Source organism: Metabacillus arenae (assembly GCF_014773385.1).
GTDB lineage: Bacteria > Bacillota > Bacilli > Bacillales > Bacillaceae > Metabacillus_D > Metabacillus_D arenae.
Window position 1 is genome coordinate 116,022 of record NZ_JACXAI010000016.1, and the last position, 17,913, is coordinate 133,934.

The window sequence follows — 17,913 nt, forward strand, 5'->3', positions numbered from 1 at the left end:
TCTATTAGGATAGAATTTATGAGTTGGCACCTTTTAAGTATCCAAACTCTTTTTATATTATGTCTTTAATAATTTTTAAAGAAACTAACCTTTAGAAAACTTCAGATTTTAAGAGTGAGCAAACACTGCCTTTGTTCAAATAATAAATAAGGATAACCTAAGAACTTTGATGGTTATCCTTTTCTAATAAGATCATAATGGTTAAGTGGGTTCAATTATCAATCAACGTATTAAAGTTAGCTAGCGTTTTTTTAGCGCAGACGGAGTAGAGCCTTGCGTTTTTTCGTTCTATTTTTCTACTCTTTAAAATATTGGGCTAACCCATAATAGATTCCTTGAGAAACTTTCTCTTGATACTGATTTGTGCTAACTGTTACTTCTTCAACACTATTACTAATAAAACCTAATTCGAGCAAAGTGGATGGCTGTTTATTTTCTCTGATGACAAGATAGTCTCCAAACCTGGCGCCGCGATTTACCATACCTGTCTGTTTAATCATTTCTTTTTGTACATTTTGAGCAAGTGCTTTATCCTTAGAGCTGTTGTAATAATAAGATGTAGTTCCTCTTACACTTCTGTCAAATAAGCTGTCAAAATGAACACTAATAAAGGCGTCTGCATTACGGTAATGAGAAGTGCTGACACGGGATTGAAGACTAATATAAGTGTCATTTGTTCTCGTCATAAATACGTTTGCACCAGAGGCTTTTAATTTATCGGATAAAAGCTTTGAAGTACTGAGAGTAAGGCTTTTCTCTAATGATCCTCCAGCACCAATCGCTCCGCTGTCCCTCCCTCCGTGCCCGGGATCGATCACAATTGTTTTATTTATTAAATATTGTGCTGCTCCGCCCCCCTTATTGGAGGAATCTGCAGGAGTTCCTGATGTCGAAACGATCCAGCTTGCAACAAAAGCATTTTCTCCACTTTCAAGCGCAACTTTATACCAATCTCCTGCCTTCCCTACAATGGAATAGGAGTCGCCTTCATTACCACGGGCTGCAATTGAGGAGTTTGTGGAAGGCCCTGATCGAAGATTGGTTCCATCGTACAATAGTGTCAGCTTATTGTTGCTGGAAGAACTTTGATTAAAGGAGCTTGCAGGATTAATTTTTACGAACCAGCTGGCAATCCAGCCTTTTTTTCCTCCATTAAATTCTACCTCGTACCATTTATTTTTCTCCTTTAGAATCGTCACCTTTGTTCCTTTTTTAACTGTTGCAACTACAGATCCGCTGAAAGACCCGCTGTTTCTGACGGTTAAAGCTGAGGCGGTAATTTCCCCGTTTTTTTGCTGAGAGTCTCCTGATGAAATAGAAGACGTTGAAGATTCTTCGAGCAGCTGAACATAATCACTGTGAATCCACCCTTTTCCACCATTATAGTTAATCTGGTACCACTTTCCTATATGACTAGCTATGCTTATTTCTTGTCCATTTCTTAAACTTCCAATTACAGTTGAATCTAAAGAAGAATCTTTCCGGACATTCAATGAGCTTGTTAAGACTCTTCCTTTTGTTGATTTTGACTTTGAGCTGGATGAATCTGATGAGGTGCCTTGGGATGATTGTACAAATTCAGACAATACCCATCCATTTTTGTCATTGTATGAAATATTGAGCCAGCTCCCGCTTTTTTTTAAAACAATCGCTTTTTCTCCTTTTTCAAAATATCCATTTACTTTATAGTTTTTTCCTGGGCCTGTGCGAATTCTTAATTCTGTAGAAACAGATGTGACCTGATTTTCAGAAGAAGCACCTGATTGGGAGTGTGTACTCTGATTAGCAGAAACCATCCAATTTGCAATCCAGCCATGATGATTTCCAGATACCCTGATTTTACTCCAATCACCGCTCTTTTGGATGACATCGTAAGATTTTCCTTTATTAACCGTTGCCGTGACTGAATAACTTAATCCTGGACCACTGTGGACATTGAGATTCTTAACATTAATCGTTACTTTCTCTGTTTTTGCATTCGTAATATTCGCTGATGGAATAAAAAAACTAAATAGTAGTGCTATAGAGAGAAACAATAAAATTCCTTTTCGAGCCAATCCTAAATCCTCCTTACTTACTGATTCCAATCCTACTTCTTCATTGATATCGGCATTTCCTTGGGGAATTTGATATATTTTTGCCTTTTTTGGTAAGAATAAGCTGAAAGAGTGCTTGGGAGAAAGGATTGATGAAAGAATGAGGTATAGTGAAAAAGGAGAGCTGTCGACTAGAAACAATGATGTCTTTGGAATGGATTTTCATGATTTTATACTAAAGGAGCAGCAATCCACACCATACGAATTAACTTCAGAATTTGGGTTATCTGTAAGAGAAGTACAAAAAATAAAAAAACATTTGAATCGCTCTTGACATGACAGGTCTGACCTCGTATGATAAGATAAAATTTAGCCAATACATATATACATTTTGAACCGGTGAGGGAGAAGAGTAGCTGTCCTAGCACATGAAAAGAGAGGGATTGCCTTAGGCTGAAAGCTTTCCTGCATGATGACTCAGTGAACGAACACTCCTTAGGTTTCCTTCTGAAAGGCTTAGTTGCTTAATAGGAAGCGGACGTGACAGGCGTTAACTGTTTGAGTGGAGGATTTGAATTACCTCAAAAAGGGTGGAACCACGGGAGCAAACTCTCGTCCCTACAATTATTGTAGGGGCGGGAGTTTTTTGTTTTTGCTTAAGAATGTATTAAAAAAGTATTATTTTGCTAAAGAATGTTATCTTTGTCAAGCTCAGAGCGCCATCGGCACTTAAGTCACAAAGAACAACTTTTTTCAAAGCCGGCTCGCCCGAATGCTTGTCGCCGAAAGACTCGCGCCTTGCGCTTTTCTTACGTACTTGAATCATAGATTTGGAGGAATTAGTATGGCTTTTCAAATACCTAGAGGAACACAAGATATTTTGCCCGGTGAAGTAGAAAGGTGGCAATTTGTAGAGCAGAAAGCCCGCGAGCTTTGCAGACTGTATCAATATAAAGAGATTCGGACGCCGATATTTGAGCATACAGAGCTTTTTGCAAGAGGAGTTGGAGAATCAACCGATATCGTCCAAAAGGAAATGTATACCTTTGAAGATCGCAAGGGCCGCAGTATTACTCTTCGGCCGGAAGGAACAGCTTCAACCGTTCGTTCTTTTGTAGAGAAAAAGCTTTATGCAAACCCGCATCAGCCGACAAAATTGTATTATATTGGACCAATGTTCAGGTATGAACGTCCTCAAACTGGCCGTTTCCGACAATTTGTCCAATTTGGAATTGAGGCAATCGGAAGCCATGATCCAGCGATTGATGCAGAAGTGATTTCCTTGGCAATGAACCTTTATAACAGTGTTGGGTTAAAAAAACTAAAGCTTATCATTAATAGTCTTGGTGACCATGAGAGCAGAAAAGCCCACAAAGAAGCTTTAATTGCTCACTTTGAACCAAGAATCGGCGAGTTTTGCAGTGACTGTCAGAATCGTTTAAAACAAAATCCACTGCGGATCCTTGATTGCAAAAAGGACAGCGGCCATGAACTAATGAAATCGGCACCATCTATTTTAGAGTATTTAAATGAAGAGTCTGTTTCGTATTTTGAAAAGCTAAAAAGCTATTTAACAGATTTAAACATTTCCTATGAAGTGGATCCAAATTTGGTTCGCGGTCTTGATTATTATAATCATACAGCGTTTGAAATTATGAGTGATGCAGAAGGCTTTGGGGCAATTACGACTCTTGCCGGCGGTGGAAGATATAACGGTCTTGTTGAGGATATCGGGGGTCCCAAAGCACCTGGAATCGGTTTCGCAATGAGTATTGAACGCTTGCTGGCTGCTTTAAATGCCGAGGGATATAGTCTTCCACTTGAAGAGAGCATTGATTGTTACGTAGTAGCACTTGGTGATAAAGCGAAAGACCGTTCTGTTTCACTGGTGAATGAACTCAGGCAGGCTGGTTTAACTGCTGAAAAAGATTATGAAGATAAGAAAATGAAAGCTCAATTTAAAGCAGCTGATCGATTAAAAGCCAATTTTGTGGCTGTTCTTGGAGAAGATGAGCTAGAAAAAAATATCATTACCGTTAAAAATATGGAAACAGGCGACCAAACGGAAGTTTCTATAAATCATTTTATTTCATTTATACAGGAAAGTAAGTAAAGGAGAGGTCATAAATGTTTGGACGATCTTATTATTGTGGAGAAATAACAGAAAAAGCAATAGGTGAAAATGTCTCTTTAAAAGGCTGGGTACAAACACGCAGAGATTTGGGCGGATTAATCTTCATAGATCTTCGCGATCGTTCAGGGATTGTCCAAGTGGTTGTTAATCCAGATATATCAGAGGAAGCTTTAAAGACAGCAGAAACCATTCGGAGTGAATATGTGTTAGACATTAAAGGATCCGTTGTGGAACGAGATAAGTCCACTGTGAATCCTAACCTCGCGACAGGGAATATTGAAATTCAAGCAGAAAAAGTGACAATTTTAAATGCATCAAAAACACCACCATTTGCTATTTCTGATAAATCAGTAGATGTCTCAGAGGATGTACGCCTAAAATATCGTTATTTAGATCTTAGACGTTCAGTTATGTTTGAAACATTTAAAATGCGTCATCAAGTAACACAAGAAATACGTCATTTTTTAGATGACAATGGATTTTTGGATGTTGAAACACCTATTCTCACAAAAAGTACACCAGAAGGGGCAAGAGATTATTTGGTACCGAGCAGAGTGCATAATGGCGAATTTTATGCATTACCTCAATCTCCACAGTTATTTAAGCAGCTTCTTATGGTATCAGGATTTGATCGTTATTATCAAATCGCAAGATGTTTTCGTGATGAGGATTTAAGGGCTGACAGACAGCCTGAATTTACACAAATTGATATCGAGACATCCTTCATGAGTCAGAAAGACATCATTGAAATGACAGAGCAAATGATGTCTCGTGTCATGAAAGGGACGAAGGGCATGGATATCAGTCTTCCTCTTCCCCAGATAACATATGAAGAAGCGATGGACCGTTATGGATCTGATAAACCAGATACAAGATTTGCAATGGAGCTTGTCAATGTTTCTGAAATTGTTAAAGACAGCGGCTTTAAAGTGTTCAACGGAACGGTTGCAAACGGAGGAGAAGTAAAGGCGATCAATGTAAAGAATGGTTCATCTCAATATTCGCGGAAAGATATTGATTCTTTAACTGAATTTGTCTCTCTTTATGGAGCTAAAGGGCTAGCTTGGTTAAAAGTCGAGGAAGAAGGTCTTAAAGGACCAATCTCTAAATTTTTTAATTCCGAGGAGCAGCAAGGATTGCTTACTACCTTACAAGGTGAAAATGGTGATTTGATCTTGTTTGTAGCTGACAAAAAGCAAGTTGTTGCGAATGCACTAGGTGCTCTCCGCTTAAAGCTAGGAAAAGAACTGGAACTAATCGATGAGTCAAAATTCAATTTTCTATGGGTTGTCGACTGGCCGTTACTAGAATTTGATGAAAATGATCAACGCTACTATGCTGCTCATCATCCATTTACCATGCCGGCTCGTGAGGACTTACCATTTTTTGAAACAGATCCGGCAAAAATGAAGGCGCAAGCCTACGACTTAGTATTAAACGGGTATGAACTTGGCGGAGGATCTATCCGTATTTTTGAAAAAGAAATTCAAGAAAAAATGTTTAAATTGCTAGGTTTTTCAGAGGAAGAAGCAAAAGAACAATTCGGATTCCTTCTTGAAGCTTTCGAATATGGAACACCGCCGCACGGCGGAATTGCATTGGGATTAGACAGATTGGTCATGCTTTTATCGGGACGAACTAATTTGCGTGATACAATTGCTTTCCCTAAAACGGCTAGTGCAAGCTGTTTGTTAACAGAGGCACCGGGTGAGGTAAGTTCTGCTCAATTAGATGAGCTTGAATTGCAATTAAAGTCCCAAAAGGCAGAGTAGAGGGACATAAACATCTCAGTGAATGCTGGTTCTTTGTGGTATAGAACCAATCAACGAGGTTGTTTAACGATGATATGATGTTGTGGGGATACATGCGCTATCATGACTTGAATTCTCAGATGGCGTATGGTATCCTTTTTTTAATTACAATTTAAAGAAGTCCTGATGTGTACGTTGTACACCTAGTTTTGACCGAACATTTATTTATTTGGGAGTCCGGTGTTTTCAAATGAAGTAAATGCCTCATCTTTATTCGGAGACCCTGAGGACTTACAACCGTTTGAAACAGGACACCCACCTGCTTGAGTGCGGGTTCAAAACGAAGGAAACGGCAACGGCACAATCGGGACTTCGGTGCTTTCGTTTTAAAAACCATATATGATTATTCAGTTATAGCTTGGCGCTTTCAATAGGTGCCAAGCATTTTTATCTTTATGCAGTTTTCGTATCAAACTATTTAATAGTTAGATATGAGACAAGCGAGAAATCGACGAGACATCGATGCCTAAATAAAGCGAAAAAGAGTAGGTTTATTTATAAAAAAATTCTCACCTCTGACCTCTAACCTCTCACTTTCAGAATAAATGGCTCGTCCCTAAAAAGTATGATATATTCTTTCAAGGTGAAAATATTAATATTGTTATGCTATAGGAGTGAAAAGCTTTGTTACATCAATTTTCCCGAAATGAATTAGCAATTGGCAAGGAAGGTTTAAATACATTAAAAAACAGCTGTGTCGCTGTATTAGGAATTGGCGGTGTTGGTTCATTTTCTGCTGAAGCGCTTGCTCGCTCAGGAGTAGGTAAACTTATTCTTGTTGATAAAGATACTGTCGATATTACAAATGTAAATAGACAAATTCATGCGTTGCTGTCTACTGTCGGCCAGCCAAAAGCTGAACTTATGAAAGCGCGGATTGCCGATATTAATCCTGATTGTGAAGTCATAAGTTTAAAAATGTTCTATACTGATGAAACATATGAAGAGTTTTTCAGTTATGCACCCGACTATGTTATTGATGCATCTGACACCATTTCCTATAAAATACATTTGATGAGGGAATGCATAAAGAGAAGTATTCCGATTATTTCCAGTATGGGGGCAGCAAATAAAACGGATCCCACCCGCTTTCAAATAGCCGATATTTCTAAAACACATACAGATCCAATTGCAAAAGTGATCCGAACTCGACTGCGAAAAGAAGGAATCCATAAAGGAATAAAGGTTGTATTCTCTGATGAGAGCCCAATTGTTATTCGGGAGGATGTTAGAAAAGAAGTAGGAAACGATGAAGCAAAGATTCGTAAAGCGAAAATGCCGCCTTCTTCAAATGCTTTTGTACCCTCTGTTGCAGGCTTGATTGCAGCCGGTCATGTGATAAATGAGCTTCTCCATGAGGTGAAATTAACGAGAGTCAAGGATTAATGTCTTCCTTATAAATTTATTAAAGCGGTGCCTCGTTTAGGCACCGCTCTAATAATTGGCAGAAAGCATTAATGGATCATCGACTTCTCAGTCTCGGTCATGCTTTTAGCTTGCTCTATGACAGTTACGATCGTTCTATATTCTTTTTCAACAGAAGCCAGTTTGTTCTGTACGGCTTTTAACTTTTCTGTTAGCGATCGATTTTTCTCTAAAAGCGCTTTGTTTCTACTTTTCAGCTGTGAATTTTCCACTTCCATTCTTTCGCCTTGAGAATAGGACTCTAAAAATGAAACACAATCCGTCATTGAAATTTTTTTATCTTTTTCTTTAAGTGCTGCAGGTTCTCTAGCCGCTGCCGTGCTTCCTCCATAATGCTTTCTTACCTTTGCATTCCATCTATATCCACAAGCACCAGAAGTTCTACTTAATATGTCTCCAACTTTCTCAAATGCTGCTGACTGTGGTCTGCCCTCTTGAATATAGCGGTTCACGGTTTCAGCTAACAGCAGATCATTCTCTTTAGTCCAGGCATCTTTTCTAGTTTTCATTGGTCACCCCGTATGACTGCCTTTTCCTGTTAGTGTTGCCGCTAACGGTGCAATTATCCGGTAACGGTGCAAATAATCAGATGACGGCGCAAATAATCAGTTAACAGTGGAAATAATCGCATAACGGTGCAAATAATCGGATGACGGTGTAATTATCCGGGTAACAGTGCAAATAATCAGATAACGGTGCAATTATCCAGATAACCGTGCAATCACCTCCGCACAAATGCAAGTAATCTGATTACCAAGTTTTAATTATTCCCTATGAAAAATTGATGCTTGTCCTTAGATATTTTTCAGCCGTTCGAGTTTATTTTCCTTTAAATCCCTTGTTAGAAAGGTTATTATAAATCTGAGCAAGTGCTGACTCAAATTTTCCTGTTTTTTTGGGCTCGTAGTATTCCTTCTTTTTAATTGTGTCAGGTAAATATTGCTGCTCTACCCAACCTGAATCATAGTCATGCGGATATAAGTAATCTATCCCTCTGCCGAGATCCTTTGCCCCCTTGTAATGGGCATCTTTAAGGTGAAGGGGCACTTCCCCGGTAATTCCTTTACGTATATCCGCTAAAGCAGAATCAATCGCTTTAATAGCAGAATTTGATTTTGGTGATAAACAAAGCTCGATTACACAATTGGCAAGCGGGATTCTTGCTTCTGGAAAGCCAATTCTTTCGGCTGCTTCAATTGCTGAAAGGGCTCTTGCTCCTGCTTGTGGACTAGCAAGCCCAATATCCTCATAGGCAATTACGAGCAGTCTTCGGCTAATACTGATAAGGTCCCCTGCTTCAATCAATCTCCCTAAATAATGAAGTGCCGCATTTACGTCTGATCCTCGAATTGACTTTTGGAAGGCAGATAAAACATCGTAATGTGCATCCCCATTTTTGTCATGAACAAAACTTTTCTTTTGCAAACATTCCTCAGCAATTGGTAAGTCTATTTGAATTTTCCCCTGTTTATCTTCTGTTGTAGAAAGAACAGCTAGCTCTAACGCATTTAATGCTGATCTAACATCACCAGCACACCCATTTGCAAAATGGGCAAGGGCGTCTTCTGTAACAGCAATATTATATGAGCCTAATCCTGAACGTTCATCTTCAAGGGCACGCTCAAGTGCTTTTTTTATGTCAGAGGGCTCGAGAGCTTTAAGCTCAAAGATTTGGCAGCGACTTCTAATGGCAGGATTTATGGCATGATACGGATTACTTGTTGTTGCCCCAATTAACACAATCATTCCATTTTCTAGGTAAGGAAGCAAAAAATCTTGCTTCGCTTTATCTAATCTGTGTACTTCATCAAGGATCAAAATTACTTTACCTGACATTTTCGCTTCTTGAGCGACAATTTCCATATCTTTTTTATTATTTAGGACAGCATTCAAGCTGCGAAAGGCTGTATTTGTACTGCCGGCAATGGCAGTAGCTATTGAGGTTTTTCCTATTCCTGGTGGTCCATATAAGATCATCGAACTCAAATGCTTAGCTTTTACCATCCGATTGATAATTTTTCCTTCATTAACCAAATGGTTCTGCCCGATAATATCCTCAATTTTAGTCGGGCGCATTCGAAATGCTAAAGGTTTCATAGACGCCTCCTACCTTAATACCTCTTACTTAACCAATTTCATTATGATTGATATCTTCAGCTGTGTAAAATACTTTACATTCCTTCCTGCAACTCTAATATGGAGGAATATTCAAATGTATAGTTATTCAGGTATCTAGTTTTCAATAAAGCTTGTGATGTTTTATAAATGGCCGCGTTCTACTTCTATTACCTCATGAATGTTTGATGGTAACGGTTTTCTAATAAACTGTGCTATAATTACCTAAGTTTAAGAAGTTTTTTTACCGTTAGTAAAGAGAGATGAATGCAGAGATGAGAATGAGTCTGAAAGAACGCAGCTTCAGATGGTTCGTATTTTTCATAGGTTTATCGATAATGGCTTTAGGGATTGTATTAACTATTAAAGCAGACTTGGGAGCTTCACCATGGGATGTTCTTCATATAGGTTTATATATGCAGTTTGGTTTAACAATTGGATCTTGGGCAATCATTGTTGGTGTACTCGTTTTATTTATCTCTGGACTAATGTTAAAAAAGATACCCCAAATTGGGGCTTTTCTTAATATGGTAACAGTCGGCGTTTTTATTGATATTTATTTATTGCTTCCTATTATAAAGACGCCTGATACATTGATTGGAAAATTCATTATGCTTGCTGCAGGTATATTTATTTTGACCTATGGAATGGGACTTTATATCTCTGCCCGATGCGGGGCTGGTCCAAGAGATAGTTTAATGATAGCATTAGTTGAGAAAACAAGTCTCTCAGTCGGGAAGATTAGAGGAGCGATCGAGCTTATTGTTTTAGGAATTGGCTGGGTTCTTGGCGGTCCTGTATTTATTGGGACGGTCCTTTTTACCGTTTGTATTGGATATTTTACAGGCCTTGCCGTTCCGCAGACGCAAAAATTTACTGATTATCTTATACAAGTGATATTCTATAAACAGAAAGAAAACCTTATGAATCTAGATCAATAAAATAGGGGTGTTCTATATGAAAATTTCTACAAAGGGCAGATATGGGTTAACGATTATGATTGAACTGGCAAAAAAACATGGCGAAGGTCCAACCTCTTTAAAAAGCATTGCCCAAATCCACGATCTTTCTGAGCATTACTTGGAGCAGCTGATTGCGCCTCTTCGTAATGCGAGATTAGTAAAAAGTATTCGCGGTGCTTATGGCGGCTATATTTTAGCAGATGAACCCGAAAATATTACGGCTGGAGATATTATTAGAGTTTTGGAAGGACCGATAAGTCCTGTTGAAGTATTAGAAGATGAGGAGCCTGCAAAACGGGAGCTTTGGGTTCGTATTCGAGATGCGGTTAAGGATGTTTTAGATAACACAACGCTTGAGGATTTGGCAAGCTATACAGATGGTGAGCAAGAGGCTTATATGTTCTATATCTAGGATGTTTTCGTGAATTTTTTCCTCCCGCAGCAAAGTCATCAAAGCCGAGAGTTAGTTTGTCTCTTGATGTGAGTAGTGTGAGGTGCGACTGGAAGCAATCAGCGATTCACCGATTGTCCTATTATTTGTATAGCCAAAAACCATTCGAAAAGAGCCCGTTTTGTCGGGAACATTTTATAATATTGAGGCGAGGCAGAAGTAGCCTCATCCAGAGAAATTGCAAGCATTCATTTAAAAAGGAGGGATCATCAGTGGAGCGTATATATTTAGATCATGCTGCAACCTCTCCTGTTCATCCCAAAGTAGCGGAAGAAATGTCTTCCTTTATGACGAACACTTATGGAAATCCGTCAAGCATTCATTCATTTGGCAGAGAAAGCAGAAGGCTTCTTGATGATGCACGTGCTTTCATTGCAAAGTCTATAGGAGCAAAGCCAAATGAATTAATATTTACAAGCGGCGGCACAGAAGCTGACAACTTAGCCATCATTGGTGCTGTAATGGGAAATAAACATAAGGGTAATCATATTATTACAACCAAAATTGAACATCACGCTGTTTTGCATACGTGTCAATATCTTGAACAAGAGGGTTTTCATGTAACTTATCTAGATGTTAATGAAAAGGGATTGATCTCTTTAGAGCAATTATCAGCAGAATTAACCGATCAAACGATTTTGGTTACAATCATGTATGGAAATAATGAGATTGGATCTATTCAGCCGATACATGAAATCGCGAAAATTTTAGCAGACCACCCTGCTGTTTTTCATACAGATGCTGTTCAGGCCATTGGCGCAGTCCAAATTGATGTACAAGAAATGAATGTTGATTTATTATCAATGTCTGCCCATAAAATTAATGGTCCCAAGGGGACAGGCTTTTTATATGCGAAGCAAGGGATCAGGCTGTCCCCGCTTTCATTTGGAGGGGAACAAGAACTCAAAAGAAGAGCAGGAACCGAAAATGTCCCTGGTATTATTGGCATGCAAAAAGCGCTCGAACTTGCGGATCTAGGAAGAGAAGAGAAAGCTGAGGTTTACCAAGACTATAAAAGGACAATGCTATCGATTTTTAATGAAGAAGGCATTGGATATGAAGTAAATGGAGAGATGGAATCAGCGCTTCCCCATGTTTTAAATGTTTATTTCAAAGGAACGAATGTTGAACAGCTGCTCGTTAATTTAGATTTATCCGGCGTAGCAGCTTCAAGCGGTTCTGCTTGCACTGCTGGTTCTATTGATCCATCACATGTATTATTGGCGATGTTTGGAAAAGAATCTGAACGAACAAAAGCATCGATCAGGTTCAGCTTTGGCTTGGGAAATACAATTGAGGAAATAGAGAAAGCAGCAAATGAAACGGCCAGAATTGTAAAGCGTTTAACAACTAGATGAACATTCACGGAGGTGAGAAAGATGAATAATGCTCCAAAGGATACCCGTGTGGTTGTCGGAATGTCAGGGGGAGTAGACTCTTCAGTCGCTGCCTACCTATTAAAAGAACAGGGATATGACGTCATCGGGATATTTATGAAAAACTGGGATGACACGGATGAAAATGGAGTATGTACTGCTACAGAGGATTACAATGATGTCATTCAAGTATGTAATCAAATTGGGATTCCTTACTATGCAGTTAATTTTGAAAAGCAATACTGGGAAAAAGTATTTACGTACTTTTTAGATGAATATAAGGCAGGAAGAACGCCAAACCCGGATGTTATGTGTAATAAAGAAATAAAATTTAAAGCATTTTTAGAGCATGCCATGTCACTTGGTGCTGATTACTTAGCTACTGGTCATTATGCCCAAGTTGAGTTACGTGATGGCGTATATAAAATGCTACGCGGTGCAGACGAAAATAAAGATCAAACCTATTTTTTAAATCAATTGAATCAAGATCAATTATCAAAGGTGATGTTCCCTATCGGGAATGTTGAAAAGGCAAAGGTTCGGGAAATAGCAAAAGAAGCTGGACTTGCAACAGCCGAAAAGAAAGACAGTACAGGAATTTGTTTTATTGGAGAACGAAATTTCAAAGAGTTTTTAAGCCATTATCTCCCTGCACAGCCTGGACTGATGCAAACTTTAGATGGTGAGGTAAAAGGCAAGCATGATGGACTAATGTATTATACTATCGGGCAGCGTCATGGTCTTGGAATTGGCGGAAGCGGTGATCCTTGGTTTGCAATAGGAAAAGATCTAGAGAAAAATATTCTATATGTAGATCAAGGCTTCCATAATGATCTTCTCTATTCTGATTCTATTATTGCAACGGATGTAAGCTGGGTTTCGAATACCATTCCGGATAGCGAGCTTGCTTGTACGGCAAAATTCCGCTACCGTCAGCCAGATAATGAAGTAACTGTTCATATGATCGATGAAAAAACGGCAAAAATAATGTTTGCCAAGCCTATTCGTGCAATTACACCAGGACAAGCAGTTGTTTTTTATCGTAATGAAGAATGTTTAGGCGGCGGCACAATTGATCAAGTATTTAAAAACAATGAAAAGCTTTGGTATGTCTAAAAATATCCTTAGGAAACTGGGGGTGACTCGGAAAAAAGCCAGCCTGAGTCATCCCTTTTTCTTTGAGAGAAGGAGTGAATTTAGGTGGAAGATTTAAATGAATTAGGTATTAAAGCGATGCAGCAGGGTGATTTTAAAGAAGCAGCCGCACACTTTTCAAAGGCAATAGAGGAAAATCCCCTAGATTCTGTTCCTTATATTAATTTTGCGAATTTATTATCTTCATTTCAAGAAAAAGAAAAGGCGCTTCGATTTTATGAAAAAGCGATCGAACTTGATCCAAAAGCTGCGACTGCTTATTACGGTGCAGGAAATGTTTATTACAATGATGAAAAATATGACCAAGCAAAAATCATGTTCGAGAATGCTTTAGCAAACAAATTAGAGCACGGGGATCTTTTTTTCATGCTTGGAATGTCTCTCGTTCACCTTGAACAGCCGAGATTAGCAATCCCTTATTTGCAAAGAGCTGTTGAATTGAATGAACTGGATGTTGATGCTCGTTTTCAATGGGGACTTTGTTTGGCTAATCTTGAATTGCTTGATGAAGCCATTAAACAGCTTGAAAAAGTAACTGAACTAGATGAAAATTATGCGGATGCCTATTATAATTTAGGTGTTGCATTTGCCTATAAAGATCAAGGGGAGAAAGCTCTAAATATGCTTAATAAGGCAATCGAAGTTCAACCAGATCATGTACTGGCACTTCATGCTAAAAAAATGCTAACCAAGTAATAATATTGAAAATTCACTTGAAAAAGGGGGAGGTGTACCGTGCAGCAATCAGCTGATTTATTTAACGAATCTGAACGTTATTTAAAGGGTGTTATTAGCATTGTCATTTACCATAACGAACAAAATCTATATACTGTTTTAAAAGTAAAGATAGAAGATACCTCTGAAAACTATGAGGAAAAAGACATCACGGTAACCGGTTATTTCCCCCAGCTTCATGAGGAGGAAGTTTATACATTTTTTGGTTCCCTTAAGGATCACCCTAAGTTCGGCTTGCAATTTCAAGCAGAACACTTTCGCAAGGAGCTGCCAACTACAAAAGAAGGGGTCATTCAATATCTTTCCAGCGATTTATTTAAAGGTATTGGAAAAAGAACGGCTAAATCAATTGTAGATAAACTTGGAGAAGGAGCGATCTCAAAGATTTTAGCTGATTCAAGTGTTCTTGATTCAGTACCGAAAATAAATAAGGAAAAAGCAACTAGCCTTGCCAAAGCCCTTCAGGAACATCAAGGGCTAGAACAGATTATGATCACTTTAAACCAATTTGGATTCGGCCCCCAGCTTTCTATGAAAATTTACCAGACTTATCAGGATCAAACAATACATAAAATACAGGACAATCCATATCAGCTTGTAAAAGATATCGAAGGGATTGGGTTTATTCGGGCGGATGAAATCGGGGATCATTTAGGAATCTCCGGTAATCACTCTGAACGGATAAAGGCAGCTTGCCTTTATACAATTGAACAATCGTCATTGCAAGATGGACATGTCTACCTATCCTCTGAACAAGTCATTATCGAAGCAAGGAAACTTCTTCAGCATTCTAAACAAGCCACTATTTTGGAAACAGACATTTCGAGAGAATTAATTTCGCTTGCAGAAGAGAAGGAGATTTTAATCGAAGAGGATAAAGTGTATCTTCCTTCCCTTTATTATAGTGAACGAAATCTTGTCAAGGAAATTAATCGGATCAATGAGCAAACAGAATATGAAGATCTTTTTCCTGAGTCAGAATTTTTAATGTCGCTTGGCAGCTTAGAAGAACGGATGAAGGTTCAATATGCTCCTTCCCAAAAGGAGGCTATCCAAAAAGCCTTAATGTCTGCGATGCTTCTTTTGACTGGTGGTCCTGGGACCGGAAAAACTACCGTTATAAAAGGTATCGTTGAGTTGTATGCAGATCTTCACGGCTGTTCACTTGATCCGAAAGACTATAAGAAAGAGGAAGTTTTCCCTATTGTTCTTGTCGCTCCAACTGGAAGAGCAGCAAAAAGAATGAGTGAGGCAACAGGATTACCTGCTGTGACGATCCACCGGCTTTTAGGGTGGAATGGGGCAGAGGGGTTTGAACATGATGAAGATAATCCGATTGAAGGGAAATTATTAATCGTAGACGAGGTTTCAATGGTGGATATTTGGCTTGCCCATCAGCTTTTTAAAGCGCTCCCTCAGAATATCCAAGTTGTGATGGTAGGGGATGAAGATCAATTACCTTCAGTAGGGCCAGGACAAGTGCTTCGAGACTTACTAGCATCTGAAGTTATTCCAACAGTTAGGTTAATTGATATATATAGACAAGCGGAAGGCTCATCGATTATTGAGCTAGCCCATTCCATTAAGAAAGGAAAACTTCCCGATAATATATTATCTCCTACAGGTGACAGATCATTCATTCAATGCAAACAAAATCAAGTGATTGAAGTCGTGAATAAAGTAATCTCCAATGCTCAGAAAAAAGGGTACACAGCAAAAGATATTCAAGTGCTGGCACCCATGTATAGAGGCAGTGCTGGTATCGACCAATTAAATATCATGCTCCAGGAAAATTTCAACCCGAAAAAAACTGGCAGGAGAGAAATGAAGTTTGGTGATGTGATTTACAGAACGGGTGATAAGGTGCTCCAACTCGTCAATCAGCCTGAGAGTCATGTTTATAATGGAGATATTGGAGAAATTGTCTCGATATTTTATGCGAAGGAAAATACGGAAAAAGAAGACATGATTGTCATTTCCTTTGATGGAAATGAGGTCACCTATACAAAGCAGGATTTCAACCAATTTACACATGCTTATTGCTGTTCCATCCATAAATCCCAAGGAAGTGAATTCCCAATTGTTGTCTTGCCGGTTGTAAAAAGCTATTACCGCATGCTGAGAAGAAATTTGATTTATACGGCAATAACAAGAAGCAAACAGTTTCTTATTCTTTGTGGAGAGGTGGAATCTCTGCAATGGGGTATAAGCAATCGTGATGCATATGAGCGGCAAACTTCACTTGTTGAAAAGCTAAGAAAAACAGCTGCTATTGATGACAATCTTCAGGACGAACTGCCCTTTGATATTAGAGATGCCAATATCGGGATGGAAGGTATTACTCCGTATGACTTTATGGAGGAAAACAAATCCTAAAAATGTTCGGAAAGGTGGAGTTACTTTGCGAACTTTTAAACAAATTAAGGGACTTCCGGTTATTGAGTATCAATCTGCTAAACAGATAGGGCGGGTTACTGATTTAATCTTTTCCCAAAACGGGATCATTGCTGGAATTTGTGTAAACTCAGGTTTGCTGCAAAAAAGCAGGCAATATCCTAAATCTTCAATTGTATCTATCGGACAAGACTGTGTGATGGTGGATTGTGCAAAATCCAGGGATAAATTCACACAGCAAAACTTGGGCTTTTTATCAAACCATCTTTATCATAAAACGGTTTTTTCAAGTAATGGCAACATCCTTGGCTTACTGGAAGATGTATACTTTTGTGAACAGGTGGGCACAATCTTAGCATATGAACTGACAGAAGGCTTTTTCGCAGATTTGACAGAGGGGAAGAAACAAATTTCACCGCAAACTCCTCAAATTAAAGTCAGCAAAGAAGCGCTGGTCGTGGATTTTATGCAAGAGTGAGGTGGGACCCGCCCATGTTTCAATGTCCGAATTGCAACAGCAAGGATCTCGGAAAGATTGGTGTAAATCAGTATTACTGCTGGGGATGCTTTATTGAACTATCTGTTTCAAAAGGCAAGATTTTCACTCATCAAGTCGAGGAAGATGGAACACTTAGTTCTTTGGATGATTTGTTCGGAGAAGACGAACGAACCATTAACATGTAAATTCATAGTTAAAAGGAGGGAAAGGTCTTGAATAGAACGATTACCTCGATATTCTCAGCAGGATTAGGTGCTGCTGTATACCACTTTGCATCACAAAATCGTTGGATGAAAAATAAACCAATGAAAAAAGCAAGAAAACGTATCATGAGAATGTTTTAACAAAAAGAGGCTGACACAAAAAATTTGTGCTCAGCCTTAATTTATTTTACAGGTCAACAGCCTAAGAGGGGGGCTATCTTGCTAACAAAAAGCGCATTTGGTTCATCTCGGAATTAGCCAGTAAAATTCAGCTAGGGAAAGAAAGTGAGTAGTTGTAGACAGTAAAAAGGGAGTGTGGAAGTAAATAGAAGGAGTGGTGAAAAACGTGAAGCCCAACTGCTAATAAAAAAATAAAAAGGCCAGAATCTAGAGAAAGCCGACAAAAAAGATTCCGTCCGGAAAATAATTATGACCTGTGGAAAATAAAATTGCTCATCTGGCAAATAAAATTTCGGAATTAGCCAGTAAAATTCACGATAGGGAAAGAAAGTGGGTTGTTGTCTTTTTAGACCCCTTAATCATTTAGACACGAAATATTAAAAAAAGTAAACTATGACTAAGCTGATAAGTATCTAAGTGATGGAGGTCTATTAAGG

The 17,913-nt window shown here is 38.7% G+C and carries 16 protein-coding genes, 1 other RNA gene and 1 other annotated feature; of the genes, 14 read left to right on the top strand and 3 right to left on the bottom strand.

Translation table 11 applies throughout. From position 1 onward, the window contains the following. Nucleotides 1–296: 296 nt before the first annotated feature. The gene (locus IC621_RS13470) at nucleotides 297–2,057 is read right to left on the bottom strand and encodes an SH3 domain-containing protein (protein WP_191158834.1); all 1,761 of its coding nucleotides are present in this window, start codon (nucleotides 2,055–2,057) and stop codon (nucleotides 297–299) included. Nucleotides 2,058–2,196: 139 nt separating this feature from the next. On the opposite strand from IC621_RS13470, the gene IC621_RS13475 reads away from it, so the two are divergent. From IC621_RS13475 to IC621_RS13495, 5 genes are all read left to right on the top strand, one after another. After that, a complete protein-coding gene (locus IC621_RS13475; protein WP_191158835.1) occupies nucleotides 2,197–2,370 on the top strand; it encodes a hypothetical protein in 174 nt (57 codons plus the stop codon). 56 nt (nucleotides 2,371–2,426) lie between these two features. Next, nucleotides 2,427–2,659: a binding site (T-box leader), on the top strand. 221 nt (nucleotides 2,660–2,880) lie between these two features. Further along, nucleotides 2,881–4,149, top strand: coding sequence for a histidine--tRNA ligase (gene hisS / locus IC621_RS13480; protein WP_191158836.1), 1,269 nt, complete (start codon nucleotides 2,881–2,883; stop codon nucleotides 4,147–4,149). 14 nt (nucleotides 4,150–4,163) lie between these two features. Next, nucleotides 4,164–5,942 (top strand): aspartate--tRNA ligase, encoded by a 1,779-nt coding sequence (aspS, locus tag IC621_RS13485; protein ID WP_191158837.1) that lies wholly within the window; start codon nucleotides 4,164–4,166, stop codon nucleotides 5,940–5,942. A 156-nt stretch (nucleotides 5,943–6,098) separates the two neighbouring features. Next, nucleotides 6,099–6,296: non-coding RNA, 6S RNA (gene ssrS, locus IC621_RS13490), on the top strand. A gap of 309 nt (nucleotides 6,297–6,605) precedes the next feature. Further along, nucleotides 6,606–7,367: a tRNA threonylcarbamoyladenosine dehydratase gene (locus tag IC621_RS13495; RefSeq protein WP_191158838.1), complete on the top strand. Its 762-nt coding sequence runs from the start codon at nucleotides 6,606–6,608 to the stop codon at nucleotides 7,365–7,367. 68 nt (nucleotides 7,368–7,435) lie between these two features. Here the strand turns inward: IC621_RS13495 and IC621_RS13500 are convergent, their stop codons facing one another. Both IC621_RS13500 and IC621_RS13505 read right to left on the bottom strand, forming a co-directional pair. Further along, on the bottom strand, nucleotides 7,436–7,915 hold the full coding sequence (locus tag IC621_RS13500) for an RsfA family transcriptional regulator (protein ID WP_191158839.1): 480 nt from the start codon (nucleotides 7,913–7,915) through the stop codon (nucleotides 7,436–7,438). Nucleotides 7,916–8,225: 310 nt separating this feature from the next. Next, the gene (locus IC621_RS13505) at nucleotides 8,226–9,503 is read right to left on the bottom strand and encodes a replication-associated recombination protein A (RefSeq protein WP_191158840.1); all 1,278 of its coding nucleotides are present in this window, start codon (nucleotides 9,501–9,503) and stop codon (nucleotides 8,226–8,228) included. Between the two features lie 299 nt (nucleotides 9,504–9,802). Between IC621_RS13505 and IC621_RS13510 the strand changes: the two genes are divergently transcribed. From IC621_RS13510 to IC621_RS13550, 9 genes are all read left to right on the top strand, one after another. Continuing rightward, nucleotides 9,803–10,462 (top strand): YitT family protein, encoded by a 660-nt coding sequence (locus IC621_RS13510; protein ID WP_396653023.1) that lies wholly within the window; start codon nucleotides 9,803–9,805, stop codon nucleotides 10,460–10,462. 16 nt (nucleotides 10,463–10,478) lie between these two features. Then, on the top strand, nucleotides 10,479–10,895 hold the full coding sequence (gene cymR / locus IC621_RS13515; RefSeq protein WP_191158842.1) for a cysteine metabolism transcriptional regulator CymR: 417 nt from the start codon (nucleotides 10,479–10,481) through the stop codon (nucleotides 10,893–10,895). Between the two features lie 251 nt (nucleotides 10,896–11,146). After that, nucleotides 11,147–12,292: a cysteine desulfurase family protein gene (locus tag IC621_RS13520; protein WP_191158843.1), complete on the top strand. Its 1,146-nt coding sequence runs from the start codon at nucleotides 11,147–11,149 to the stop codon at nucleotides 12,290–12,292. 21 nt (nucleotides 12,293–12,313) lie between these two features. Next, a complete protein-coding gene (gene mnmA, locus IC621_RS13525) occupies nucleotides 12,314–13,426 on the top strand; it encodes a tRNA 2-thiouridine(34) synthase MnmA (RefSeq protein WP_191158844.1) in 1,113 nt (370 codons plus the stop codon). 84 nt (nucleotides 13,427–13,510) lie between these two features. Further along, nucleotides 13,511–14,161: a tetratricopeptide repeat protein gene (locus IC621_RS13530; protein WP_318153042.1), complete on the top strand. Its 651-nt coding sequence runs from the start codon at nucleotides 13,511–13,513 to the stop codon at nucleotides 14,159–14,161. 39 nt (nucleotides 14,162–14,200) lie between these two features. Further along, nucleotides 14,201–16,576 carry an SF1B family DNA helicase RecD2 gene (gene recD2, locus IC621_RS13535; RefSeq protein WP_191158845.1) on the top strand — a complete coding sequence of 792 codons (2,376 nt, stop codon included), beginning with the start codon at nucleotides 14,201–14,203 and terminating at the stop codon, nucleotides 16,574–16,576. A gap of 25 nt (nucleotides 16,577–16,601) precedes the next feature. Further along, nucleotides 16,602–17,072: a PRC-barrel domain-containing protein gene (locus tag IC621_RS13540; protein ID WP_191158846.1), complete on the top strand. Its 471-nt coding sequence runs from the start codon at nucleotides 16,602–16,604 to the stop codon at nucleotides 17,070–17,072. Between the two features lie 14 nt (nucleotides 17,073–17,086). Further along, nucleotides 17,087–17,278 carry a hypothetical protein gene (locus tag IC621_RS13545; protein WP_191158847.1) on the top strand — a complete coding sequence of 64 codons (192 nt, stop codon included), beginning with the start codon at nucleotides 17,087–17,089 and terminating at the stop codon, nucleotides 17,276–17,278. Nucleotides 17,279–17,305: 27 nt separating this feature from the next. Then, entirely contained in the window at nucleotides 17,306–17,437 is a 132-nt protein-coding gene (locus tag IC621_RS13550) for a YrzQ family protein (protein WP_191158848.1), read from the top strand. The last annotated feature ends 476 nt before the right edge of the window (nucleotides 17,438–17,913 follow it).

Bases quoted from the DNA above. Each gene is read 5' to 3' on its own strand.
- hisS (WP_191158836.1), top strand. From the start codon at position 2,881: ATGGCTTTTCAAATACCTAGAGGAACACAAGATATTTTGCCCGGTGAA.
- aspS (WP_191158837.1), top strand. From the start codon at position 4,164: ATGTTTGGACGATCTTATTATTGTGGAGAAATAACAGAAAAAGCAATA.
- IC621_RS13505 (WP_191158840.1), bottom strand. From the start codon at position 9,503: ATGAAACCTTTAGCATTTCGAATGCGCCCGACTAAAATTGAGGATATT.
- IC621_RS13500 (WP_191158839.1), bottom strand. From the start codon at position 7,915: ATGAAAACTAGAAAAGATGCCTGGACTAAAGAGAATGATCTGCTGTTA.
- IC621_RS13475 (WP_191158835.1), top strand. From the start codon at position 2,197: ATGAGGTATAGTGAAAAAGGAGAGCTGTCGACTAGAAACAATGATGTC.
- IC621_RS13545 (WP_191158847.1), top strand. From the start codon at position 17,087: ATGTTTCAATGTCCGAATTGCAACAGCAAGGATCTCGGAAAGATTGGT.
- cymR (WP_191158842.1), top strand. From the start codon at position 10,479: ATGAAAATTTCTACAAAGGGCAGATATGGGTTAACGATTATGATTGAA.
- IC621_RS13510 (WP_396653023.1), top strand. From the start codon at position 9,803: ATGAGTCTGAAAGAACGCAGCTTCAGATGGTTCGTATTTTTCATAGGT.
- mnmA (WP_191158844.1), top strand. From the start codon at position 12,314: ATGAATAATGCTCCAAAGGATACCCGTGTGGTTGTCGGAATGTCAGGG.